The organism is Mesorhizobium sp. CA10 (assembly GCF_020165285.1).
Lineage (GTDB): Bacteria > Pseudomonadota > Alphaproteobacteria > Rhizobiales > Rhizobiaceae > Mesorhizobium.
In genome coordinates, this window is the sequence record NZ_JAIUHV010000013.1 from 112,310 (window position 1) to 133,669 (window position 21,360).

Annotated in this window: 24 protein-coding genes and 1 tRNA gene; 13 read left to right on the forward strand and 12 right to left on the reverse strand. The window is 64.6% G+C overall.

The features are described 5' to 3' along the window. Nucleotides 1-205: 205 nt before the first annotated feature. The 4 genes from LB535_RS24260 to LB535_RS24275 form a co-directional block, all read right to left on the reverse strand. Nucleotides 206-451 carry a Trm112 family protein gene (locus tag LB535_RS24260; RefSeq protein ID WP_224633999.1) on the reverse strand — a complete coding sequence of 82 codons (246 nt, stop codon included), beginning with the start codon at nt 449-451 and terminating at the stop codon, nt 206-208. A 23-nt stretch (nt 452-474) separates the two neighbouring features. After that, complete coding sequence (locus tag LB535_RS24265) at nt 475-1,146, reverse strand: LON peptidase substrate-binding domain-containing protein (RefSeq protein WP_095769837.1); 672 nt, start codon at nt 1,144-1,146, stop codon at nt 475-477. Nucleotides 1,147-1,417: 271 nt separating this feature from the next. Continuing rightward, nucleotides 1,418-2,410: a thioredoxin gene (trxA, locus tag LB535_RS24270; protein ID WP_224634000.1), complete on the reverse strand. Its 993-nt coding sequence runs from the start codon at nt 2,408-2,410 to the stop codon at nt 1,418-1,420. Nucleotides 2,411-2,547: 137 nt separating this feature from the next. Further along, nucleotides 2,548-3,042: a prolyl-tRNA synthetase associated domain-containing protein gene (locus LB535_RS24275; protein WP_224532505.1), complete on the reverse strand. Its 495-nt coding sequence runs from the start codon at nt 3,040-3,042 to the stop codon at nt 2,548-2,550. A 263-nt stretch (nt 3,043-3,305) separates the two neighbouring features. On the opposite strand from LB535_RS24275, the gene LB535_RS24280 reads away from it, so the two are divergent. The 4 genes from LB535_RS24280 to LB535_RS24295 all read left to right on the forward strand — a co-directional run bounded on the left by LB535_RS24280 (nt 3,306) and on the right by LB535_RS24295 (nt 4,930). Beyond that, nucleotides 3,306-3,380, forward strand: a tRNA-Gly gene (locus tag LB535_RS24280). A 510-nt stretch (nt 3,381-3,890) separates the two neighbouring features. Further along, nucleotides 3,891-4,088: a hypothetical protein gene (locus tag LB535_RS24285; RefSeq protein WP_224634001.1), complete on the forward strand. Its 198-nt coding sequence runs from the start codon at nt 3,891-3,893 to the stop codon at nt 4,086-4,088. A gap of 24 nt (nt 4,089-4,112) precedes the next feature. Continuing rightward, nucleotides 4,113-4,310, forward strand: coding sequence for a hypothetical protein (locus tag LB535_RS24290; RefSeq protein ID WP_224634002.1), 198 nt, complete (start codon nt 4,113-4,115; stop codon nt 4,308-4,310). A 236-nt stretch (nt 4,311-4,546) separates the two neighbouring features. Beyond that, nucleotides 4,547-4,930: a hypothetical protein gene (locus LB535_RS24295; RefSeq protein ID WP_224634003.1), complete on the forward strand. Its 384-nt coding sequence runs from the start codon at nt 4,547-4,549 to the stop codon at nt 4,928-4,930. A gap of 184 nt (nt 4,931-5,114) precedes the next feature. Here LB535_RS24295 and LB535_RS24300 read toward each other — a convergent pair whose 3' ends face one another. Next, complete coding sequence (locus tag LB535_RS24300) at nt 5,115-5,555, reverse strand: Lrp/AsnC family transcriptional regulator (RefSeq protein WP_095769871.1); 441 nt, start codon at nt 5,553-5,555, stop codon at nt 5,115-5,117. Nucleotides 5,556-5,682: 127 nt separating this feature from the next. On the opposite strand from LB535_RS24300, the gene rocF reads away from it, so the two are divergent. Together rocF and LB535_RS24310 are read left to right on the forward strand one after the other, a co-directional pair. After that, nucleotides 5,683-6,615, forward strand: coding sequence for an arginase (gene rocF, locus LB535_RS24305; RefSeq protein ID WP_224634004.1), 933 nt, complete (start codon nt 5,683-5,685; stop codon nt 6,613-6,615). Nucleotides 6,616-6,617: 2 nt separating this feature from the next. After that, nucleotides 6,618-7,676 (forward strand): ornithine cyclodeaminase, encoded by a 1,059-nt coding sequence (locus tag LB535_RS24310; RefSeq protein ID WP_224634005.1) that lies wholly within the window; start codon nt 6,618-6,620, stop codon nt 7,674-7,676. Between the two features lie 350 nt (nt 7,677-8,026). On the opposite strand, the gene LB535_RS24315 is transcribed toward LB535_RS24310, so the two are convergent. The 5 genes from LB535_RS24315 to LB535_RS24335 form a co-directional block, all read right to left on the reverse strand. Further along, on the reverse strand, nt 8,027-9,025 hold the full coding sequence (locus LB535_RS24315) for a LacI family DNA-binding transcriptional regulator (RefSeq protein WP_224634006.1): 999 nt from the start codon (nt 9,023-9,025) through the stop codon (nt 8,027-8,029). Between the two features lie 12 nt (nt 9,026-9,037). Beyond that, nucleotides 9,038-10,054, reverse strand: coding sequence for an ABC transporter permease (locus tag LB535_RS24320; protein ID WP_224634007.1), 1,017 nt, complete (start codon nt 10,052-10,054; stop codon nt 9,038-9,040). Further along, nucleotides 10,051-11,550: a sugar ABC transporter ATP-binding protein gene (locus LB535_RS24325; RefSeq protein ID WP_224634008.1), complete on the reverse strand. Its 1,500-nt coding sequence runs from the start codon at nt 11,548-11,550 to the stop codon at nt 10,051-10,053. Before LB535_RS24325 ends, LB535_RS24320 begins: the two co-directional genes overlap by 4 nt. A gap of 137 nt (nt 11,551-11,687) precedes the next feature. Then, nucleotides 11,688-12,653 (reverse strand): sugar ABC transporter substrate-binding protein, encoded by a 966-nt coding sequence (locus LB535_RS24330; RefSeq protein WP_224634009.1) that lies wholly within the window; start codon nt 12,651-12,653, stop codon nt 11,688-11,690. A gap of 206 nt (nt 12,654-12,859) precedes the next feature. Then, the gene (locus LB535_RS24335; RefSeq protein ID WP_224634010.1) at nt 12,860-13,879 is read right to left on the reverse strand and encodes an LLM class flavin-dependent oxidoreductase; all 1,020 of its coding nucleotides are present in this window, start codon (nt 13,877-13,879) and stop codon (nt 12,860-12,862) included. Nucleotides 13,880-14,139: 260 nt separating this feature from the next. Between LB535_RS24335 and LB535_RS24340 the strand changes: the two genes are divergently transcribed. Together LB535_RS24340 and LB535_RS24345 are read left to right on the forward strand one after the other, a co-directional pair. After that, nucleotides 14,140-14,889 carry a COG4280 domain-containing protein gene (locus LB535_RS24340; protein WP_224634011.1) on the forward strand — a complete coding sequence of 250 codons (750 nt, stop codon included), beginning with the start codon at nt 14,140-14,142 and terminating at the stop codon, nt 14,887-14,889. Beyond that, nucleotides 14,886-15,095, forward strand: coding sequence for a hypothetical protein (locus tag LB535_RS24345; RefSeq protein WP_224634012.1), 210 nt, complete (start codon nt 14,886-14,888; stop codon nt 15,093-15,095). The genes LB535_RS24340 and LB535_RS24345 overlap by 4 nt, the downstream gene beginning before the upstream one ends. A 255-nt stretch (nt 15,096-15,350) precedes the next feature. On the opposite strand, the gene LB535_RS24350 is transcribed toward LB535_RS24345, so the two are convergent. Next, complete coding sequence (locus LB535_RS24350) at nt 15,351-15,977, reverse strand: methyltransferase family protein (protein ID WP_224634013.1); 627 nt, start codon at nt 15,975-15,977, stop codon at nt 15,351-15,353. 203 nt (nt 15,978-16,180) lie between these two features. Between LB535_RS24350 and LB535_RS24355 the strand changes: the two genes are divergently transcribed. The 5 genes from LB535_RS24355 (at nt 16,181) to LB535_RS24375 (ending at nt 20,191) form a co-directional block, all read left to right on the forward strand. Next, nucleotides 16,181-16,960, forward strand: a complete 780-nt coding sequence (locus LB535_RS24355; protein WP_224634014.1) for a hypothetical protein — start codon at nt 16,181-16,183, stop codon at nt 16,958-16,960. A 122-nt stretch (nt 16,961-17,082) separates the two neighbouring features. Continuing rightward, nucleotides 17,083-17,442, forward strand: a complete 360-nt coding sequence (locus tag LB535_RS24360) for an ArsR/SmtB family transcription factor (RefSeq protein ID WP_224634015.1) — start codon at nt 17,083-17,085, stop codon at nt 17,440-17,442. Then, nucleotides 17,426-17,929, forward strand: a complete 504-nt coding sequence (locus LB535_RS24365; protein ID WP_224634016.1) for an SRPBCC domain-containing protein — start codon at nt 17,426-17,428, stop codon at nt 17,927-17,929. The genes LB535_RS24360 and LB535_RS24365 overlap by 17 nt, the downstream gene beginning before the upstream one ends. Nucleotides 17,930-18,079: 150 nt before the next feature. Beyond that, nucleotides 18,080-18,757, forward strand: coding sequence for a winged helix-turn-helix domain-containing protein (locus LB535_RS24370; RefSeq protein ID WP_140683150.1), 678 nt, complete (start codon nt 18,080-18,082; stop codon nt 18,755-18,757). Between the two features lie 45 nt (nt 18,758-18,802). Continuing rightward, the gene (locus LB535_RS24375; protein WP_224634017.1) at nt 18,803-20,191 is read left to right on the forward strand and encodes a sensor histidine kinase; all 1,389 of its coding nucleotides are present in this window, start codon (nt 18,803-18,805) and stop codon (nt 20,189-20,191) included. A 214-nt stretch (nt 20,192-20,405) separates the two neighbouring features. Here the strand turns inward: LB535_RS24375 and LB535_RS24380 are convergent, their stop codons facing one another. Continuing rightward, entirely contained in the window at nt 20,406-21,275 is an 870-nt protein-coding gene (locus LB535_RS24380; protein ID WP_224634018.1) for a helix-turn-helix domain-containing protein, read from the reverse strand. Between the last annotated feature and the right edge of the window lie 85 nt (nt 21,276-21,360).

A 21,360-nucleotide genomic window follows, 5' to 3' on the forward strand; every position in this document is an offset into this window, starting at 1 on the left:
GACAGCGCCCCCCTCTGTCCTACCGGACATCTCTCCCTCAAGGGGGGAGATCAGACGTCACGCCGGCTTTTCGCTAATCTCCTACACTGCAGAATGGACGGGAGGCCCAAGCTACCAATCTCCCCCCTAGGGGGGAGATGGCCGGCAGGCCAGAGGGGGGCGCGAAGGATCGCCTACCTACGTCACTGTACCAAGCACAGCCCACTCACGAAGCCCCGCCGAGCCGAGGCGGCGGTGGGGTCAGCATGTCCTCGGCCGAGATCGTGCGCGCCTCCGACGGCAGCATGATCGGGATGCCGTCGCGCACCGGATAGGCGAGCTTCGCCACGCGCGAGACCAGCTCGTTGCGCTCAGGGTCCCAGGTTAGCGGTCCTTTGGTCAGCGGGCAGGCGAGCAGCTCCAGCAGCTTCGGGTCGACCGTGGCTTTTCGTCCGTCCCGTCCGTCCGCCATGAACTCATCCCCGTGCCGGCAAGCTATTGTAGACTCGAGCCAAACTCATCATCCTCGCGCGCCAGCGTCATTTCGGTGATGGCGATCAGCGTTTCGGCGCGCGTCTTCAGGTCCGGCGCTTCCAGCAGCGCCTGCTTCTCGGCCGGCCCGTAGGGCGCCATCATCGACAGCGCGTTGACCAGCATGCCGTTTTCGGCGCGGCTGACGCTTTCCCAGTCGGCCTCGAGGTCGTTGGCCTGCAGATAGGAACGAAAAGCCTTGAGCAGCGCCGGCCGGTCGACGTCGGCGCCGGCCGGGTCTTCCTCGAGGTCGGCGAGAAACGGCGCGATCTTGCACTGCCGGAACGGCGCCTTTGCCGTAAGCTCCTGCACAATGCGAAACCGGCACACGCCCTGCAGCGAGATCAAATAGCGCCCGTCGCCCGTCTCGGCGAGCGAGATGATGCGCCCGGCGCAGCCGACGCTGCACAGTTCAGGCTCGCCGTCGTCGCGCAATGCGCCGTCAAGGCTGGGCTGGATCATGCCGATCAGCCGCGAGCCGGCCATCGCCAGATCGATCATCTGCAGATAGCGCGGCTCGAAAACGTTGAGCGGCATGCGGCCGCCCGGCAGAAGCAGCGCGCCGGCGAGCGGGAAAACCGGGATTGCCGCCGGCAGATCCTTGGCAAGCCTGTAAAGTGCGTTACCGACGCGCACCGCAACCCTCCCAAAGCAACGCCGGCAAGCGTATCAAGCTGCAATCTCCTCTCGCACCGGCGAATTCGTCACGATCGGCATCCGGCCCCGCCCTTATCTGGCGCTGATGTCCCACTGCGCAAGCCTGCCGGCCGCGACAGCCGGCAAAAAATTCACGGCAATTCCGGGAAAGTATCAGTTGGGGTCGGCAAATTCGCCGCAGCTTTCCGTCTGGAATTGCGCAAACCGAACTTAAAGCGGTTCGGCGGCTCTGTGAATCGCCGAGACCGTCCTACGAGAACAGCAGCGACGAGAGCTTGCGGCGTGCCGCGAGCGTCGCCTCGTCGGTCATTCCCCAGGCTTCGAACAGCTTCAACAGCTGCGCCCTGGCGCCGTCGTCGTTCCAGGTCCGGTCGGCCTTGACGATCGCCAGCAGATTGTCGGCGGCCGCGTCGCGCTCGCCGCGCGCGTTCTGGATCATCGCCAGATCGAAGCGCGCCTGATGGTCGGCGGGGTTGGCGGCGAGCCGGCGCTCGAGCTCGGCCGGATTGCCGAGCGCGGCCGCTTCCGCGGCAAGCGTCATCTTGGCGCGCAGCGCAGCCAGCGCGGGCGCGTCCTTCTTGTCCTCGGGCGCTCGCGCCAGCACGGCCTCGGCGCCTTCCACGTCCCCGGCATCGTACAGGATCTCGCCCAGGCCTGCGACCGCCTCGATCGTCTCCGGCGCCTGCTCGAGGACCGCGTCGTAAATGCCGGCCGCGGTCTGGACGTCGCCGGCCGTGCGCGCCTCGGCCGCCGCCGCAAGCGCGTCGGCGATCTGCGGCGCGCCGCCGCCCTTGCCGCCGACCTTCTCGATGAATTGGGCGACCTGGCTTTCCGGAACCGCGCCCATGAAACCGTCGACGGGCTGGCCGTCCTTGAAGGCGATGACCGCGGGAATCGACTGGATGCCGAGCTGGCCGGCGATCGAGGGATGATCGTCGATGTTCATCTTGACCAGCTTGACCTTGCCGCCGGCGTTCTTCACCGCCTTTTCGAGCTGCGGCGTCAGCTGCTTGCAAGGCCCGCACCATGGCGCCCAGAAGTCGACCAGCACCGGCTGGCGGCGCGATTCCTGGATGACGTCGGCGGCGAAAGTCGCGGTTGTGGTGTCCTTGATCAGGTCGGCCGCCGCCGGCCCGTCGCCGAGCGAAACCTTGGCGCGGTCGCCGCCGCCATATTGCACCGTCTGGGCATACTGGCCGCCATTGCCGCCAAACGCGCCGCTATACGGATTGTTGTCGCTCATCTTGTCGCCCTTTCGGTCACGCTCTCAGGCGTCGGCGCCCGGCGCGTCATTGTCGGATTTCGCAACCGCCTTCCATGTGGCGATCAGCCCCCGAGTTTCAAGGCAATAAGGCCTTCAAGGCAAGGGCACTTTCAAGGTCATGAGACTTTCAGGATAACAGGATCATGGCCGGTTGCCTCGACGAATCTGATCAGGTCGGCGGCGGCGATCGAGGTCGTCGCCTCATTGGTCAGCGGATGGCCGTTGATGACGTCGTGGCTCATCAACGCCTCGTCGAGCACGACCTTGACCTTGCCTTCCGTGTCGTTGATCAGGCCGAAAACGGTGACCGCGCCGGGGATGACGCCGAGCAGTTCCATCAGCATTTCCGGCTTGCCGAACGACACCCGGCCGGCGGCGCCGATCAGGTGGTGGATCTGCTTCAGGTCGACCACGGCGTCCTCGCCGACGGTGACAAGGAAATAATTGTCCTTCTTGTCCTTGAGGAACAGGTTCTTGGTGTGGCCGCCGGGAATCTCGCCGCGCAGGCCTTGCGAATCGGCGACCGTGAACAGCGGCGGGTGCCTGACCGTCGAGACGGAAATGCCGAGATCGGCAAGAAATTCGTTGAGCTCGGCTTCGGTCTTCGGCATCGGTCCTCGCGCGGTCAAAAAAGGGCTCATGCCGTTTACGGCCAACGGTGCCATCGGGGCAAGGCCGCCGGAGCCATTGCGGGCAAAGCGGGCGGCGGCTTGCCTGCGGATTTGCGAGCAGTCCGGTTTCGCCGCCGCTTCGATGCTTTTCAAGCGAACGTCGCCGCGGGAAGAATTCACGCCAAAAAAGACCGTCATTTCCCTGTTGCAATCGCCGCGCTCTTCGGCCATATAGGCGCGGCTTGCGGCCCAAGGCCGCGCGAGCGGGTGTAGCTCAGGGGTAGAGCACAACCTTGCCAAGGTTGGGGTCGGGCGTTCGAATCGCCTCACCCGCTCCAGTTTCCTCACCGAGGATCAAGCAGACGAAAAGCCGCGGTCTCCGCGGCTTTTTCGCGTTTGCGGCTAGCGGGAAACCCACCCGCGGCACAGCGCCGGAGTTACGTCTGGACCGTCGGCAACGCGCATTGCCGCATCTCCACGATCTCCCGCAAAATATCCAGCAGATGGTTCACGCGATATTTTCCTTCAAACAGCCACGTCCGCCATCCGGAAAGTATCCGCTGCCCATCAGACTTGAGTCGCATGCCGAAGGGACTGTAGAGCCTCTTTTGCCGGGCGTCCGACAACTATATGTTGTGTGAAAGTGCTGGAATTAATCCGGCCGGGCAGTCTCGCGGGAGGCATTCCCGCAAGTCGTTACGTTGGGGCATAGCTGGAGCAATTCCAGGAAAGTGTGAGCGGTTATGTTCGGCGACTTCGCCGTAGTCTTCCGTTCGGAGTTGCGTCAAAGCAAAGATAGAACGTCGGCCATGAGGTTCACAGCCTTACAGCATCCGTGCGGCCAATGCATGGTGTTCGATCTGCGGTCGGGTTTCCCGGTGCGAATGCCGGACATGTTGCTGCTTGGCCCGATTCGCGAGGCGGCGGAGCAGCTCGCGGGGCAGGCAGATGAATTCCTCTCGGTGCCGCGCTCGGCCGTGCCTCTTTCTCGATATTTGAATTTGATCGCCCCGCAATGGAACGATTGGGCATCATCGGAACTTTAGCTTGCGCTAAAACAAGGAGCGCCTATGAGGTTCGCAGCAATACAGGATCCTTGCGACGACTGGCTTGTCTGCGATCTGGTTTCCGATCTCCCGGCGGAGATAGCAGGCCGGCTGCTGATCGGGCTGACGCAAGGCGAAGCCGAGCAACTTGCCGACCAGGCCAATGCCGGGCCAATCGGGCAGGCCATCGATTGGCCGATCCCGCTCGCCAGCGTCGCCTGAAGACGGCCGGCCTTGGGAACCCGCCTCGCCGACGGCGCATCGGCGATTCAACCCCAGATCACATCGGATAACGTTTGCGTGCTGCTCCATTTCAACGCCGCGGCGGTTTCTATATCTCCTCCCTGGGCCGAGATCCGCCGGCGGCGAATGGCCAGCACCGCGACACGACGCGACCGGACGGCCCGTTTTCGGAAAAAGCGGTCTTGCCGCTTCCTCCATCACGAGGAGATGTCATCATGCGTTCTTTCACCCCAAAACTCATCGCGGCCGCCTCGATCTTCGCGGCCATACCGCTTTCGAGCGCCTATGCCGTGCACCGCCACCATAGGGCGCAGGTCGACACAATGACCACGGCGTCAGTGCCGGCGGAGCCCGAAGCGAGAGCCGCGACGCAGCAGCTGCTTGGCGTGAAGCAAGGCATCCGTGCGGCCAGGCAGGCCGGCAAGATCACGCAGGAACAGGCTCGCGACCTGATGCGGCAGGCCGATAGCATCCAGCCCGCCGGCGGCCGTTCTGCGATTGGGCGGATCAATGAGCTGGATCAGCGGCTCCGAAACGCTACCGGCCAGGGAATCTATATGGGCGACGGCTCGGACGGCGGCTATTATCCGAACGGCTGACCCCCTGAACTAGCTGAGCGGTGCGATGCGGCAGTCCTGGAGCAATTCCGGGAAAGCCGGATCGCGCTCCGGCCCGGCGCCGTCGCTTTCGGCCCGCGCACGAAATAAGAACCTGAAGCGGCCCGGCGTTTCGCAAGATCGCCGAACCGCTTCACGCCTGGCGCTGCCGTCACCGATTCTGCCGCTACGCCAGCCGCGCCCGTGTCGTCCTCGGCGTCGCCAGCAGCAGGCTTGTCTCGCTCCCCGTAATGCCGGGGATCAGCCGGATGCGCCGCAGCACCGCGTCGAAGTCCGTCAGCGTGGCGGTGCCGAGCTCGACCACCAGGTCCCAGCGGCCGTTGGTGGTGTGGATGGTCGAGACCTCGGCGAGGCCGCCGAGCGCCTTGACGACGCGGTCGGCGGCATGGCCTTCGATCTCGATCGTCATCACGCCGCGTATCTTCTGATCGACCGCGTCGGCGCGCAGCACCACAGTGTAGCCGATGATCTCGCCGGACTTTTCCAGCCGTTCCATGCGCGACCTGACCGTGGCGCGCGACACGCCGAGATCGATGGCGAGGTCGGATACACTGCGCCGCGCATCGTGCCTCAGCAGCGTCACCAGTTTCTCGTCCAGCGCGTCCATGGCTTCCATTTCGATCAAATCGTCTGACCATCATGATAGATTAGTCTTCTCGAAATGCCAATTTTCACTGTTCAAGCCGCCAGCAGCTGATGGTTCACTCCTTCGATCAATCGCAAGGTGAGAAAAGATGCGCTGCAGGATCGTCGGCGCGCCGGTGCAGGACGGCGCGGGCAGGATGGGATGCGAGATGGGGCCGAGCGCGCTGCGCACGGCAGGGCTGGTCTCGGTGCTGGCCGAGCTCGGCCACGAGGTCGAGGACTGGGGCGCGGTCGAGAAAGCCGCGGCGCGGCCCGTGGCGCACGGCAATCTTGCGCTGAAGGCGCTGCCGGAGATCTCCGCCTGGACGGCGGCGATCGCCGAGACCGCCTACGCGGCTTCGCGGGACGCCATGCCGATCTTCCTCGGCGGCGACCATTCGATCTCCGCCGGCACTGTGTCGGGCGTGGCGCGCCGCGCGGCCGAGCGCGGACGGCCGCTCTTCGTGCTGTGGCTCGACGCGCATCCCGATTTCCACACGCTCGACACCACCACCAGCGGCAATCTGCACGGCGTGCCGCTCGCCTATGCCAGCGGCCAGGCCGGTTTTCAGGGCTATTTCCCGGATCTGCCGCAAGCCGTCGACCCGGCCCGCATCTGCGCCATCGGCCTGCGCAGCGTCGATCCGGCCGAGCGCCGCGCGCTTACTGAAGCCGGCGTCACCGTGCACGACATGCGCGCCATCGACGAGCACGGCATCGCCCCGCTGCTGCGCGCCTTCCTGGCCCGCGTCGAGGAGGAGAACGGGCTCTTGCATGTCAGCCTCGACGTCGATTTCCTCGACCCTTCGATCGCGCCGGCCGTCGGCACCACCGTGCCCGGCGGCGCCACCTTCCGCGAGGCGCATCTGGTGATGGAGATGCTGTCCGACTCAGGCCTCGTCTCAAGCCTCGACCTGGTCGAACTGAACCCCTTCCTCGACGAGCGCGGCCGTACCGCCACCCTGATGGTCGACCTCACCGCCAGCCTAATGGGCCGCCGCATCATGGATCGCCCGACCCGCAGCCATTCCGGAAACCTCTGATCATGACCCAGCCTTCGCGCCTTGCCATAGTTCCCTTTGTCAGCGTCGATCGCATGATGAAGCTGGTGCTCGCCATCGGCGTCGAGCGCTTCCTCACCGAGCTCGCCGCCTATATCGAGGAGGATTTCCGCCGCTGGGAGCTGTTCGACAAGACGCCGCGCATCGCCTCGCACAGCCATGACGGCGTCATCGAGCTGATGCCGACCAGCGACGGCAAGATGTACGGCTTCAAATATGTCAACGGCCATCCGAAGAACATGCGCGAAGGACGCCAGACCGTCACCGCTTTCGGCGTGCTCGCCGATGTCGGCTCCGGCTATCCGATGCTGTTGACCGAAATGACCATCCTGACGGCGCTGCGCACGGCGGCCACCTCGGCGGTTGCGGCAAAATACCTGGCGCCGAAGAACTCCCGCGCCATGGCCATCATCGGCAATGGCGCCCAGTCCGAATTCCAAGCCATCGCCTTCAAGGCGCTCGTCGGCATCGACCGGCTGCGGCTCTACGACATCGACCGCTCGGCCTCGGAAAAATGCGCCCGCAACCTCGCCGGCAAGGGGTTTGATATCACCATCTGCTCGACCGGGCAGGATGCCGTGGAAGGCGTCGACATCATCACCACGGTGACCGCCGACAAGCAGTATGCCACGATCCTCACCGACAACATGGTCGGCGCCGGCGTCCACATCAACGCGGTCGGCGGCGACTGCCCCGGCAAGACCGAGCTGCACCGCGACATCCTCTTGCGCTCCGACATCTTCGTCGAGTTCCCGCCGCAGACCCGCATCGAGGGCGAGATCCAGCAGCTCGACGCCGATCATCCGGTGACCGAGCTGTGGCAGGTGATGACCGGGAAGGCCGAGGGCCGCAAGTCGGCCGAGCAGATCACGCTGTTCGATTCCGTCGGCTTCGCCACGGAAGATTTTTCCGCGCTGCGCTACGTCCGCGACCAGCTCCAGGCCACCGGCCTCTATGAGGAGCTCGACCTGCTCGCCGACCCCGACGAGCCGCGCGACCTGTTCGGCATGCTGCTGAGAGCCGCCATGCAACCGGCGGCCTGAGGCGGTTCGCTGAGGCGATTTCATACGGCGGGATAATCGCATAGAGCGCTCCCCAATCCGTCGCTGCTTCGCAGCGCCACCTTTCCCCCCTCCGGAGGGAAAGGAAGGGAGCTGGACGGGCGCTGACGGCAAAAGGCTTGGCGCCTTTCCTCTACCCCGTCGATCGGGGGAGAGGTGGCTCGGCGAAGCCGAGACGGAGTGGGGGTCGACCAGCGCGCTGCCATGCACGCTATCGCCAAAGGCCGGCCGCTTTGAAAGGTGTGCATGCCATGGATGAAATGGCGGAGAGGTGGATCGGCGCGCAGCGCCGAGACGGAGCGGGGGCGGTGCCTACGTCGTCGATTGCCAGACTACCCCCGCGCCGCGCAGCTTTCCCTCTCCACCAGAACCGGCGCCAGCACCTCGCGCTTTGACGGCGCTTCCGGCTCGCCCAGCCTCTCGAGCAGCAGGCTCACCGCCAGCGTGCCGATCTTTTCCACCGGCTGCGCGATTGTCGTCAGCGGCGGCCAGGTGGTGACGGCGTAGGGAATGTCGTCGAAGCCGATCATCGACATGTCGTCGGGAACGTGCATGCCCCGCGAGCGCAGCGCCGTGACCGCGCCCATGGCCATCAGGTCGTTGCAGGCGAACACCGCGGTGATGCCGGCCGCCTGTACCATAAGCTGCTCCATCGCTAGGCGGCCGCCGGCGAAATGATAGTCGGAATCGACGATTGACGACGCCGGCAGCTCAACGCCTGCTTCGCCAAGCGCGCGGACAAAACCGCGCAGGCGGGCCGGGCTGGAGCTCGAATCGCGCGGACCGCCGATGACGCCGATCTTCCTGTGGCCGAGCCCGGCCAGGTATTTGCCGGCGAGATAGCCGCCATGGTCGTGGTCGACCAGCACCGAATCGACATTGACCGACTGGATCTCGCGGTCGAGCAGCACCGCCGGCACACTGGGCAAGAGGCGGGCGAACACCCGCGCGTGGTCGGACGAGCCGGCGAAGATCAGCCCGTCGATCTGCTTGGCCATCAGCACCGAGAGATAGCGCTCCTCCTTCTCGGCGTTGCCGTCGGAGTTGCACAGGATCACCGTGTAGCCGGAAACGAAGCCGGCATCCTCGATCTGCCGCGCCACGCTGGCGAAGAAGGGATTGGAATTGTCGGGGAGCAAAAGGCCGATGGTTTTGGTTTCGCCGCGCCTGAGACTCCGCGCCACCGAGTTCGGGCTGTAGCGCAGCGCCGCGATCGCGGCGCGCACGCGCTCGGCCGTTTCCGGCTCGACATGACGCGTATGGTTCATCACATGCGAGACGGTGGCGACGGACACCCCCGCACGGCGCGCGACATCGGCAATCGTCGTCATAGCCCGTTCCCCTCAGCGGATTTTCCGCAACAGCCTCTCCCGGTACGCGTCTAGGATGACCGCGAGCACGATGACAAGGCCAATCACGATCGGTTTGAAATTGTCGCCGACGCCGAGCAGCTGCAATCCGGTGGAAAGCACCTGCAGGATGCAGGCGCCGACCAGCGTGCCGATGATCGAGCCCTTGCCGCCGCTGAGGCTGGTGCCGCCGATGATGACGGCGGCAATCGCGTTGAGCTCGTAGCCCACGCCGGCGATCGGGCTACCGATGTTGAGGCGCAACAGATAGACCATGGCCGCGATGCCGGCGGTGAGCCCGCTGATGGTGAAGGCGGCGACCTTGTAGAAATCCGGATTGTGGCCAGACAGCCGCACCGCCTCGTCATTGGTGCCGACGGCGAAGATCATGCGGCCGAAGACGGTGAAGCGCAGCACGAACCAGCCGGCCGCGATCACCAGCGCCGCGACCAGGAAGATCGACGGCAGGAAGCCGCCGATGATCAGATTGCCGAAATCGACAAAACTCTGCGGCAGGCCGGTGATGGTCGAATTGTCGCTGACCACGCGCGCGGCGCCCGCCGCCATGTTGAGCATACCCAGCGTTACGATGAAGGACGGGATCTTCCAGCGCGTCGAGATCCAGCCATTGAGGAAGCCGCACACCGCACCCGTCGCCATGCAGGCAAGCAGCGCCAGCGTGATCGCGACGGCCGGCGACAGGCTCTCGTTTATCATGACGGTGGCGCCGACCACGGTGCACAGCGCCAGCACCGAGCCGACCGAAAGGTCGATGCCGCCGGTGAGGATGACGAAGGTCATGCCGGCCGCCAGCACCGTGTTGATGGCGATCTGCACGAAGATTTTCAGCGCGTTGCCGGAGGTGGCGAAATAAGGGGCGGTGGCCGAGAAGAACAGCGTGATCAGCACCAGCGCCAGGAGCACGCCGGCATCGCGCACCAGGAAGCGCAGGAACTTCGCCCGGCCCGGAGAAACAGGCGCCGCCACGGCTATCTCGGACGTCTCGCTCATGGTCGCACATACTCCTGATAGGCGAGCGACAGGATGCGCTCCTGGTCGAATTCGGATCGCGGCACTTCGCCGACGATCTTGTTTTTCGAAAAGACGATGATGCGGTGGCACATGCCCATCAATTCAGGCAGGTCGGACGACACCATGATGATGCCCTTCTGCCGCGCCGCCAGCATCCACAGCAGCTGGTAGATCTCGCGCCGCGCGCCGATGTCGACGCCGCGCGTCGGCTCGTCGAGGATCAGCGTCGAGGTGCCGCGGAACAGCCATTTGGCCAGCACCACCTTCTGCTGGTTGCCGCCCGAGAGGTTGCGCACCGCCTGCTCGATCGAGCTCGCCTTGACGCGCAGCTGGCCGACGAGATCGTTGGCGGCCGCAGCCTCCGTCCTTCGGTTGAGCAGCCCGTTGCGCGAGATTTTGCTGAGATCGGTGATGGTGATGTTCTTGTCGACGGCCATGTCGAGCAGAAGGCCTTGGCCCTTGCGGTCTTCGGTAAGCAGGCTCAAGCCGTGCCGCACCGCATCCTTGGGCGCAGCGATCGCCACGGGCTTGCCGTCGATCTCGACGACACCGTCGAGTTTTGCGTCGGCGCCGAACAGAGCGCGCATAGCTTCGGTGCGGCCGCTGCCGACCAGGCCGGCAACGCCGAGGATCTCGCCATGGCGCACGGCGAAGGAGATCTCCGGGGTGGAGGCGTCACGCTTCAGATTGGCGACGCTGAGCGCCACCTTGCCCGGCACGACCCTGGCATCGAAACCGAATTCGTCGGCGATGTCGCGGCCGATCATCATGCGCACGATATCCGGCACGGAAAGGCCGTGAAGGTCGCGCGTCGCGACCAGCCTACCGTTCCGCAAGACGGTCACGCGGTCGCCGATCTCGAACACCTCGTGCAGCCGGTGCGAGATGTAGATGGTGGTGACGCCTTTGGCCTTCAGCCGCTTGATGATGGAAAACAGCCGCTCGATCTCCGGCGGCGTCAGCGTCGCCGTCGGCTCGTCGAGCACCAGAAGCTTCGAGTCGTAGCTCAGCGCCTTGGCGATCTCGACCAGCTGCATCTGCGCGACGCCGAGCGCCTCGACGCGTATCCGCGGATCGATGTCGAGCCCGACTTCCTTGAGCAGCGCCGCCGCGCGGCTGTTGAGCGCCTTGCGGTCGACGATGCCGAAGGCGCGACGCGGCAGGCTTTCCAGCATCAGATTCTCGGCGATGCTGAGATAGGGCAACAGGTTCAGCTCCTGGTGCACGACGCGGATGCCGCTCTGCTGCGCATCATGCGGCGTCTTCGGCTGATAGGGCTGGCCGTTGAAGGCGATCGTGCCGGAGTCCGGCTGGTAGATGCCGGCCAAGAGCTTGATCAGCGTCGACTTGCCGGCGCCGTTCTCGCCCAGGATAATATGGGTCTCGCCGCGCGCGATCGACAGCGACACCTCGCTCAGCGCGACGGCGCCGGGAAAGATCTTTCCGACCCTTTCAAGAGAGAGAATCGCATCCATGGGCGCCAGAATCCTAAACCGTGCCCGTCGGCGACGACAGCGGCGGGCGCTCCGTCACCGCCGCCGAAACTGGCGGCGGCGGTGACGAGAGAGACGAAGCCTGGCGCCGGAAGGGAGCGCCGGCGCCCCGGCTCGCCTCATGCGGTGACCAGCTTGACGTCGGTCTTGACCCAGCCGGAGAATTTCTCGCCGGCCAGCTCGCGCAGGCCGTAGTCGATGCCCATCGCCGCCATTTTCGCGCCATACTGCTCGACGGTGGCGAGCATCTTGCCTTCCTTCAGCAGCGGACCGACGGCCGGGATGTTGTCGAAGCCGACGACCTTGATCTGGCCGGACTTGCCGGCAGCGTCGATCGCCTTGACGACGCCGAGCGCCATGGAGTCGTTGGCCGCCATCACGCCCTGGATGTCGGGGTGCTGGGTGAGGAAGTTGGTCATCAGCGTGTTGGCTTCCTCGGTCTCCCAATGCGCGGTCTTGGAGTCGAGCAGGTCGAGGCCGTATTCCTTCACCGAATCGTCGAAGCCGAGCTTGCGCTGCTTGGCGTTGTCGGCCTCGGGATTGCCCTCGAGGATGACGACCTTGCCGCCCTTGCCCAGCGCCTTGCCGAGCGCGTCGCCGGCCAGCTTGGCGCCGGCGCGGTTGTCCGGGCCGAAGAAGGCGAGGTCGATGCCGGCCTTCTTCTTGGCCTCGGTGTCGAGCGCAACGTCGATGTTGATGACCTTGATGCCGGCCTTCAGCGCCTTGGCGATCGGCGTGACCATGGCTTTCGAATCGGCCGGGGCGACGACGATGATGTTGTAGTTCTGGGTGATGAAGTTCTCGATCGCGTCGACCTGTGCGGCGAAGTCGCGCTCGTCCTTCATGCCGACGGCGGCGAAATCGAACTTGTCCTTGTTCTTGGCCGCATACTCCTCCGCGCCAGCCTGCATCTGCTTGAAGAACTCGTTGGCCAGGGACTTCATGACCAGGCCGACCTTCGGCTTGTCGGCGGCGAGAACCGGGCCGAGCGGCAGCGCCAGCGCGCCGGCAGCCAAGGCGCTGGTCTTCAGGAACTGGCGGCGCGAGAACGGGCCAAGCCCATGCGTGTTCGAAAACTTGTTCATTAGTCTCCTCCACTTGATTGAGCCGTAATCGGTTACGTAACCGATTACGCGCCAAAGTAGATTGCTATTTTACCAGATGTCAACGTCGAAGGAAGGACGAGAGGGAAGGCGGTGCCAAGGCTGACGTTGGTGATTGGCGAAAGCCGGCGTGAAGTCTGATCTCCCCCCTTGCGGGGGAGATTCCGCGTTTTGCGGTTTTCGCCACATCACCGCCAGCCGAGCGCCGGCGCGACGTGCTTCAGGATCGACTCGATGACATGGGCGTTGTAGTCGACGCCGAGCTGGTTGGGCACGGTGAGCAGCAGCGTGTCGGCCTCGGCGATCGCCTGATCCTCCTTCAACTGCTCGATAAGCACATCGGGCTCGGCGGCATAGGTGCGGCCGAACACGGCGCGCTTTTCCGGCTCGATATAGCCAAAATGGTCCTCGCCCTCGCTGCCGCCGAAATAGGCGCGGTCCATGTCGTTGACGAGAGCGAAGATGCTGCGGCTGACCGAGACGCGCGGCTCCCTGGCATGACCTGCTTCCTTCCAGGCGGCGCGGTAGGCCCTTATCTGCTTGGCTTGCTGGACATGCAGCGGCTCGCCGGTCTCATCGAATTTCAGCGTCGAGCTTTGCAGATTCATGCCGAGCTTGGCCGCCCACACAGCGGTGGCGTCGGTGGCCGCGCCCCACCAGATGCGCTCGCGCAGGCCGGCCGAGAAGGGTTCGAGCCGCAGCAGGCCGGGCGGGTTGGGGAACATCGGCCGCGGATTGGGCTGGGCAAAGCCCTCGCCGCGCAACAGGTCGAGGAAGATCTCGGAGTGCCGGCGTGCCATGTCGGCGTCGCTCTTGCCCTCTTCCGGCACATAGCCGAAATAGCGCCAGCCATCGATCACCTGCTCGGGCGAGCCGCGGCTGATGCCCAACTGCAGACGCCCGCCGGCGATCAGGTCGGCAGCACCCGCGTCCTCGGCCATATAGAGCGGGTTCTCGTAGCGCATATCGATGACGGCGGTGCCGAGCTCTATACGCTTGGTCCTGGCGCCGGCCGCGGCAAGCAGCGGAAACGGCGAGGCGAGCTGGCGGGCAAAATGGTGGACGCGGTAATAGGCGCCGTCGGCGCCGAGCTCTTCGGCCGCGACCGCGAGGTCGATCGACTGCAGCAGCGCGTCGGCGCCCGAGCGCGTGCCCGATTGCGGCGAGGGCGACCAATGCCCGAACGACAGAAATCCGATCTTCTTCATGGCTCCATTCCTGCTGGAGCGGCCCATCGACCGCTTAAAACTTCTTGTTGCTCCAGCAGATAGCCAGGGCAGCGCCGCGATACAACGGACACCGAACGGATACAGACCGTCAATGAGTTCTGCGAATGTCCGGCCTCGCGTCAGGGCGTGATTGGGGCCGGAGGCGGCGCCGATCGCCTCATCTCTGGCATTCTCTGCGCCGTCGAAGCGCTGTATCGTTCACGCTACCCGATGATTCCCGAGCATTGGACGAAGCCTTGATGCATGGCCTGACATTTTCCACCATGACGGCCTCTTTCCTGGCCTCCTTCGTCGAAGTGGTCGAAGCCTTCACCATCGTACTCGCCGTCGGCGTGACGCGCAGCTGGCGACCGGCGCTGACGGGTGCGGCGCTGGCGCTCGCCCTGCTGGCGGCGCTGGTGCTCGTTTTCGGGCCGCTTCTGGCGCTTGTCCCCATCACCGTCCTGCAATTCGTGGTCGGCGTGCTTTTGATCCTGTTCGGCATGCGCTGGCTGAGAAAGGCGATCCTGCGCAGCGTCGGCGCGATCGCGCTGCATGACGAGGAGCAGGCCTTTTCCAGGGAGACGGCCGCCTTGCAGCGGCAGGCCGCCGACCGCCGCGCCGACTATCTGGCGGCCGTCGCGTCGTTCAAGGCGGTGCTGCTCGAAGGCATCGAAGTGGTATTCATCGTCATCGCCGTTGGCGCCGCGCACGGGCAGACGCTCTATGCCGGCCTCGGTGCGCTGGCGGCCTTCGTGCTGGTGATGCTGATCGGCCTTGCCGTGCATCGTCCTTTAGCCCGCGTGCCCGAGAATGCACTGAAATTCGTCGTCGGCCTGATGCTGACCAGCTTCGGCGTGTTCTGGACCGGTGAAGGCCTCGGCGCCGAATGGCCGGGCGCCGACCTCGCTCTGCTTGCCATCTTCGCCGTCATTGCCGCGGCATCCTTCGCCATCGTGCGCTGGCTGCGCGGCGCCTACCCGGCACCCGCCGAAGGAGTTGCCCGATGATCCGTCTTGTCTTCAAGGAACTCGTCGGCATGTTCGTCGACGACGGCAATCTCGCCCTGCTCGCGCTGATCCTGATCGCGCTGATCACCGCCGTGGTGAAGTTCTTGGGGCTGCCGCCGCTCATCGGCGGCCTCCTGCTTCTCGTCGGCTGCCTGGCAATTCTCCTGCAAAGCACACGCCGCGCCGCGCGCGGCAAGGCGCGCTGACCGGGGTTTATTTTCCGCGAAATCAGCGCAAACGCTGGAGATTGGCGGAGCCGCCCCAGCCTCGTCATTCCAGGGCGGAGCAGCCGCAAAGCGGCGTCGCGGAGACCCTGGAATCCATTCCGTGACCTTGGCCAAGGAACGCAGCGGAGCAGAATTCTGCACCGCGGCAGCGCTTGGAAGTCACGGAATGGATTCTAGGGTCTGCGCGCGTCGCTCCGCTCCTTGCTCCGCCCTAGAATGACGATCGCGATGGAACTAGTAAACGGTAAAGAGCGTCGGCAGGTCGCCGCTGAGGCGCAAATATTCGACCGCCTCGATCACCGGAAACAAAGCCAGGAAATAGAGCCCGTCGCGGAACGTGTTCCGCAGCGCGATCGTCGAGAACAGCCACTGCGCCTCGTCGCGGTAAAGCAGCGGATTCGGCCAGAAGGACGGCGTGCGTTCGGCATAGGCCGCATAAGCCGCACCGAACTTGCCGGCGAGATACTCGGCCTCCCTGCGCGCGGTGAAGCGGAAGACGAGGAAGCTCGCCAGGCCGAGCAAGGCTGCCGCGAGCAGGGAACCGAACATCAGCCCGATGCCTGCCGTGCCGACCGTCGAGAAGAAATAGAGCGGGTTCCGGGTCATCGAGAACGGGCCGGACACGATCAGCTCGTCATTTTTCCTGCCGCCGACGAACAGGATGCTCCACAGCCGTCCAAGAAAGCAGATCAGCACCATCGCGAAGCCGATCGTCTCCACGACTTCATGACCGTCCGATCCCTCGGCCAACGCCGGCTTGCTGAACAGGAGCAGGATGACGGCAAGCACGGCGGCCAGCTGCACGACGATCAGGCGCTTGTGCTGGTCGAACGCATTCGGCGTCGATTTGGGGGATGCCATTCTTCTCATCGCTCCGGCGCAGCCAGGGGGCGCCAAGGCTTGTCTATCTCTTCGCTGGCGGCATGACGAGGCTCGGCGGATGTTTTTGGCCAACCTTACGAATTTGTAAGAACGCGGACAGGCCGCGGTGAATTCGCCTGCTTAGTTTGGGCGTCGCCGCCATACGGAATTCGAGGCGGCTCGAACGAACAACGGATCGCGCCATGATCTCTCAAGCCGACAACCTCGCCCCCAACCGCGTCCCGGACGTCACCATCGATTTCTGGCTGGTCAAGATCATGGCGGTGACCATGGGCGAGACGGCGGCCGACTACCTCGCCGTGAAGCTCGGCCTCGGCCTTACTGTCACGTCCTTGATCATGGGCGGCATCCTCATCGTCGCGCTCGTCCTGCAATTCGCGCAGAAACGCTATGTACCTTGGGCCTATTGGCTCGCCGTCGTGCTGATCAGCGTCGTCGGCACCCTGGTCGCAGACAACCTCATCGACGATTTCGGCGTGCGGCTGGAGACGACGACCATCGTCTTCTCGGTCGCCCTCGCACTGACTTTCGCGGTCTGGTATGCCAGCGAAAGGACCCTCTCGATCCACACCATCTTCACCGCCAGGCGCGAGATCTTCTACTGGCTGGCGATCCTCTTCACCTTCTCGCTCGGCACGGCTGCCGGCGATCTGGTGGCCGAGCGCTTCGATATCGGCTATCTCGCTACCGGCCTCATCTTCGGCGGCGTGATCGCGGCGATCGCTTTTGCCTGGTTCTTCCTCGGCCTGAACAGCGTCCTCGCCTTCTGGCTTGCCTATATCCTGACCCGGCCGTTCGGCGCCTCCTTCGGCGACCTGCTCTCGCATCCGGTCGACTATGGCGGGCTGGGCTTCGGCGCCGCCTTCACCAGCCTGATTTTCCTCGGCTGCATCGTGGCCATCGTTCTCCATATGACGCTGAGAAAACTGATCGACGAAGACGAGCTGGCGCTCCTCGACTAGAGCATGTCGCGATTGACCGTAAGCTGCAGCAGCGAGACTGGCTCGGTCCGGGAGGGCCGGCAGCGCAGCCCGCCCGCTATCCCCTTGCGCGCCGCTCATCGATACGCTAGATACTGAACCAAATGGTTCAGTATTCGAAGTCCCGCCTCGATGTCTCGTTCGCCGCGCTCTCGGACGCCACCCGGCGCGGCGTTCTGGAGCAGCTAGGACGCGCGGAGGCCTCGATCACGGACCTGGCCGAGAAATTCCACATGACCCTCACGGGCATGAAGAAGCATATCGGCGTCTTGGAACAGGCGGGGCTCGTCACCACCCGGAAAGCCGGGCGGGTGCGGACCTGCAAGCTCGGCCTGCGCGGACTGGAGGAAGAGGCGGCCTGGATCGAGGGATACCGCCGGCTTTGGGACGCACGCTTCGAAGAGCTGGACAAGGTTGTCGAGGAACTGAAACGGAAGGAGGAAGTCGATGGAAGAACGGAGTGAGCCTGCTCGCACGACCGTGGAACGGAGGTCCGACCGTGAGCTGGTCGTTACGCGAACCTTCGATGCCCCGGCGCGCATCGTGTTCGAGGCGTGGACCAAGCCCGAACTGTTCAAGCGGTGGTGGGCGCCGAAGTCGATGGGCATGATCCTGCGTTCCTGCGAGATGGATGTTCGCGTCGGGGGCGGGTACCGTTTGGCGTTCGGCCATGACGCCTCTAACCCCGCCGAGTTCTTCGGCCGGTATATCGAAGTGGTGCCGTACTCGCGCCTCGCCTGGACCAATGACGAAGGCGGCGACGGTGGACCCGTCACCACGGTGACCTTCGAGGAAAAGGGTGGCAAGACGCTGCTGGTGATGCACGAGCTCTATCCCTCGAAAGAAGCTCTCGACGCTGCCGGCACCGGGGCGGCCGATGCGATGGGCGAGACGTTCGGGCAACTGGACGAGCTTCTTCTCACGCTCGGCGCGAGCGCGGGACGACCATGAGGTCGCACTCGCCGCCGGCCGCCCGGTTCTTCGCCGCTGCCGTCGGCGGTCGCGACGGATATCGGCTGTCCCTCGCAAAAATGTGTAGCGGCACTCGGTCTGAAAGCTCGTAAAAACAAATGGTTGAGGTGGCAAGGACGGCACCGGACAATGCGACTTCTGCTTGTTGAAGACGATCCGAGAACCGCGGATTATATCGTCAGGGGACTGACCGAGGCCGGCCATGTCTGCGATCTCTTGCGCGACGGTCATGACGGGCTCTTCGCCGCGACCCGCAACGCCTATGACGTGATCGTCGCCGACCGCATGGTGCCCGGCCTCGACGGCCTGTCGATGATCAAGGCGGTGCGTGCCGCCGGCATCCGCACGCCCGCGATTTTCCTGACCTCGATCGGCGGCGTCGACGACCGGGTCGAGGGCCTTGAGGCCGGCGGCGACGACTATCTCGTCAAGCCCTTCGCCTTTTCCGAGCTGCTTGCCCGCATCCATGCGCTCGGCCGCCGGCCGGCGGCGCAGGAGCAGAAGACGGCTTTGCGTGTCGCCGACCTCGAAATGGACCTTATCCAGCGCCGCGTCACCAGGCAGGGCCAGCCGATCGACCTGCAGCCGCGCGAGTTCAGCCTGCTCGAAGTGCTGATGCGCGGCGAGGGCCGCGTCATCACCCGCACCATGCTGCTCGAGCGCGTCTGGGATTTTCATTTCGACCCCAAGACCAGTGTCGTCGAGACGCATATCAGCCGGCTCAGGGCCAAGGTCGACAGGCCCTTCGACGTGCCGTTGATCCACACCGTGCGCAACACCGGCTACAGCCTGCATGTCCCGGCCTGATCTTGCCTCCGCAATCGCGGGGCGGCCAACCGCTTCCGCGATCGCATGAGCGGGACGCGCTCCAGCCTGCTGCGCAGCACGCCGTTCCGGCTGGCGCTGACCTTCGCCTTCCTGTTCCTGCTGGCCTTCATCCTGTCGGGCGCGATTGTCTATCAGCTGATGAGCGCCTCGCTCGCCAGGCAGCTCGATCAATCGATCAAGGAGACCTACTCGCTCATCGCCGCGACCCATGCCGAGGGCGACGAGGAAGATCTCGTTTCAACCGTCAGGGATCATGCCCAGTTCAGCCAGGACAAGGACGAAATCTTTTCCCTCACCGATCGGAATGGCAACCGCCTCGCCGGGGATTTCACCGCCTCCGGCCTGCCGGACGGCTTTTCCATCTTCGCCGCCGACTTGCCGGGCGTGCCGCCCGATACCCAATATCGCGCCTATTCGGGCACGGTCGGCGGCAACAAGCTGACGGTCGCCTTCTCGCTTTCGGAAACCGAGGATCTGGAAAGGATCGTGTTGATGAGCTTCGGCTGGGCCACGCTCTTCATCACCGTCCTGGCGATCGGCGGCGGCGCCGTGCTTGCCTCGCGCGTCCAGCGCCGCCTCGACGGCATCGCCGACACCATGGACGATGTCTCGCATGGGCGCCTAGACGCACGCATCCCGCTGACCGGCAATGGCGACGACATCGACGCCGTCTCCGCCCAGGTGAACGCGGCGCTCGAGCGCCTGTCGGCCCTGGTCGATGGCATGCGCGAAGTGAGCGCCAACATCGCCCACGATCTCAAGACGCCGCTCAACCGGCTGCAGATGATCCTGGAATCCGCCGCCGACAAGACGGTGTCGGGCGAGGATATCTCGACCGAGCTGAGCGACGCCCGCACCGAGAGCCAGCAGATCAACAGCACGTTCGACGCTTTGCTGCGCATCGCCCAGATCGAAGCCGGCGCCCGCAAGGCGCGCTTCGTCGATCTCGATGTCGGCCCGGTCGTCGAGACCATTGGCGAAGTCTATGCCGATGTCGCCGAGGACGACGGCAAGTCTCTGTCCACCGTGATCGTTCCGGATACAAAATGGTACGTGCACGGCGACCGCGATCTGCTCATGCAGATGCTGGCCAATCTGGTCGAGAACGCGCTCAGGCATTGCCCGCGGGGCACCGCGATCGAGCTCTCGGTGACCCGGGCAGGCAACCACGTCCTCATTCATGTCCGCGATAATGGCCCGGGCATTCCCGCCGAGGAGCGCGAAAAAGTGTTCCGCCGGCTCTATCGGCTCGATGCCAGCCGCACGACGCCCGGCAGCGGCCTGGGCCTCAGCTTGGTCAAGGCGGTGGCCGACCTGCATGGCGCCGCGATAACGCTCGAGGACCGCAATCCGGGTCTCGGCGTTACCGTCAGCTTTCCGGCTGTGGGAACTCCGGTGACGTCGTCATTCTAGGGCGGAGCAAGGAGCGGAGCGACGCGCGCAGACCCTAGAATCCATGCCATAACTTCTGCCGGGAAATGCAACGGTGCAGAAGATTCTGTAACCGCCGCAACGCCTTGACGTCACGGCATGGATTCTAGGGTCTACGCGGTACGCTTCGCTTCCCGCTCCGCCCTAGAATGACGATCGCGATGGGCGACGACGGGTGGGCGACCGTCGGCCATTTTTACCGCGCCCCGCCCGCCCGGCGGAAATCGGAGGGCGACATGCCGGCAAGCTTGCGGAACGATTTGTTGAAGGCGCTGAGCGAGCCGAAGCCCGAGTCCATGGCGACCCTCAGCACATTGGCGTCCTCATGCATCAGCAGCGCCTGGGCGTAGCTCAACCGCAGCAGGTTGACATATTCGTTGAGCGTCATGCCGGTCGATTTCTTGAACAGGCTCATTGCGTATTTCGGGTGGATATCGGCGGCAGCCGCGATGGTCACGCAGTCGACGTCGTAAAGGAAATTCTCGGCGATGAAATCGCACATGCGCCCGACATTGCGCGAGGACTGCTGGTCGAAGGCATTGCCGGCGCCTTGCCCGACCACCCTTTCCGGCACCAGCCGGTAAGGCTCGAAGCGCACCCGCTCGAGCCGCAGCAGCAGCTCGTTGACGGCATGTTCGGCCCTGGCCGGATCGCCCGAGCGCGCATATTCGTTCCAGCGCTTGAAATTGTCGTTGTCCGACTGGTCGGTCGCGTTGGTCACCAGCGTCGCGCCGGTCATCAACCGATGGCGTATGTCGGCCGGCAGATGCAGGCGAAAGAAATGCACCAGCGGCAGATGCGCGCCGGCATAGATGGCGTCGTCGGAAAGATCGTCCATCTGGTGCGGCAGGCCGCCCCAGAACAGGCACATCTCGCCGGCCGAGAGCGAAATCTCGTGCTCGGCCATGCGGTAATGAACGCGGCCCTGCACGATGAAATTCACCTCGACCTGGGCGTGCCAGTGCGGCTTCAACATCACCAACGGGTGGTTGTAAAACATCTGCAGCATGAGCGGCAGTCCTTCGACGCTGCTCGCGCCAGGCTGGTAGAACGGACGCTCCGGCATCTTACTTTCCGCCAACTTCTCATTCCCTTCGACGGGGACAAGCCTTCCGCGCCGCATAGTCTAGCCACGCTCACAGTGAGAGAGC

Excerpts from the sequence above, each read along its gene's own strand:
- LB535_RS24335 (WP_224634010.1), bottom strand. The coding sequence starts at position 13,879 with ATGAAGAAGATCGGATTTCTGTCGTTCGGGCATTGGTCGCCCTCGCCG.
- LB535_RS24350 (WP_224634013.1), bottom strand. The coding sequence starts at position 15,977 with ATGGCATCCCCCAAATCGACGCCGAATGCGTTCGACCAGCACAAGCGC.
- LB535_RS24295 (WP_224634003.1), top strand. The coding sequence starts at position 4,547 with ATGCGTTCTTTCACCCCAAAACTCATCGCGGCCGCCTCGATCTTCGCG.
- LB535_RS24275 (WP_224532505.1), bottom strand. The coding sequence starts at position 3,042 with ATGCCGAAGACCGAAGCCGAGCTCAACGAATTTCTTGCCGATCTCGGC.
- LB535_RS24300 (WP_095769871.1), bottom strand. The coding sequence starts at position 5,555 with ATGGACGCGCTGGACGAGAAACTGGTGACGCTGCTGAGGCACGATGCG.
- LB535_RS24380 (WP_224634018.1), bottom strand. The coding sequence starts at position 21,275 with ATGCCGGAGCGTCCGTTCTACCAGCCTGGCGCGAGCAGCGTCGAAGGA.
- LB535_RS24310 (WP_224634005.1), top strand. The coding sequence starts at position 6,618 with ATGACCCAGCCTTCGCGCCTTGCCATAGTTCCCTTTGTCAGCGTCGAT.
- LB535_RS24260 (WP_224633999.1), bottom strand. The coding sequence starts at position 451 with ATGGCGGACGGACGGGACGGACGAAAAGCCACGGTCGACCCGAAGCTG.
- LB535_RS24285 (WP_224634001.1), top strand. The coding sequence starts at position 3,891 with ATGGTGTTCGATCTGCGGTCGGGTTTCCCGGTGCGAATGCCGGACATG.
- LB535_RS24325 (WP_224634008.1), bottom strand. The coding sequence starts at position 11,550 with ATGGATGCGATTCTCTCTCTTGAAAGGGTCGGAAAGATCTTTCCCGGC.
- LB535_RS24355 (WP_224634014.1), top strand. The coding sequence starts at position 16,181 with ATGATCTCTCAAGCCGACAACCTCGCCCCCAACCGCGTCCCGGACGTC.
- LB535_RS24315 (WP_224634006.1), bottom strand. The coding sequence starts at position 9,025 with ATGACGACGATTGCCGATGTCGCGCGCCGTGCGGGGGTGTCCGTCGCC.
- trxA (WP_224634000.1), bottom strand. The coding sequence starts at position 2,410 with ATGAGCGACAACAATCCGTATAGCGGCGCGTTTGGCGGCAATGGCGGC.
- LB535_RS24290 (WP_224634002.1), top strand. The coding sequence starts at position 4,113 with ATGAGGTTCGCAGCAATACAGGATCCTTGCGACGACTGGCTTGTCTGC.
- LB535_RS24370 (WP_140683150.1), top strand. The coding sequence starts at position 18,080 with ATGCGACTTCTGCTTGTTGAAGACGATCCGAGAACCGCGGATTATATC.
- rocF (WP_224634004.1), top strand. The coding sequence starts at position 5,683 with ATGCGCTGCAGGATCGTCGGCGCGCCGGTGCAGGACGGCGCGGGCAGG.
- LB535_RS24360 (WP_224634015.1), top strand. The coding sequence starts at position 17,083 with ATGGTTCAGTATTCGAAGTCCCGCCTCGATGTCTCGTTCGCCGCGCTC.
- LB535_RS24320 (WP_224634007.1), bottom strand. The coding sequence starts at position 10,054 with ATGAGCGAGACGTCCGAGATAGCCGTGGCGGCGCCTGTTTCTCCGGGC.
- LB535_RS24345 (WP_224634012.1), top strand. The coding sequence starts at position 14,886 with ATGATCCGTCTTGTCTTCAAGGAACTCGTCGGCATGTTCGTCGACGAC.
- LB535_RS24330 (WP_224634009.1), bottom strand. The coding sequence starts at position 12,653 with ATGAACAAGTTTTCGAACACGCATGGGCTTGGCCCGTTCTCGCGCCGC.
- LB535_RS24365 (WP_224634016.1), top strand. The coding sequence starts at position 17,426 with ATGGAAGAACGGAGTGAGCCTGCTCGCACGACCGTGGAACGGAGGTCC.
- LB535_RS24340 (WP_224634011.1), top strand. The coding sequence starts at position 14,140 with ATGCATGGCCTGACATTTTCCACCATGACGGCCTCTTTCCTGGCCTCC.
- LB535_RS24375 (WP_224634017.1), top strand. The coding sequence starts at position 18,803 with ATGAGCGGGACGCGCTCCAGCCTGCTGCGCAGCACGCCGTTCCGGCTG.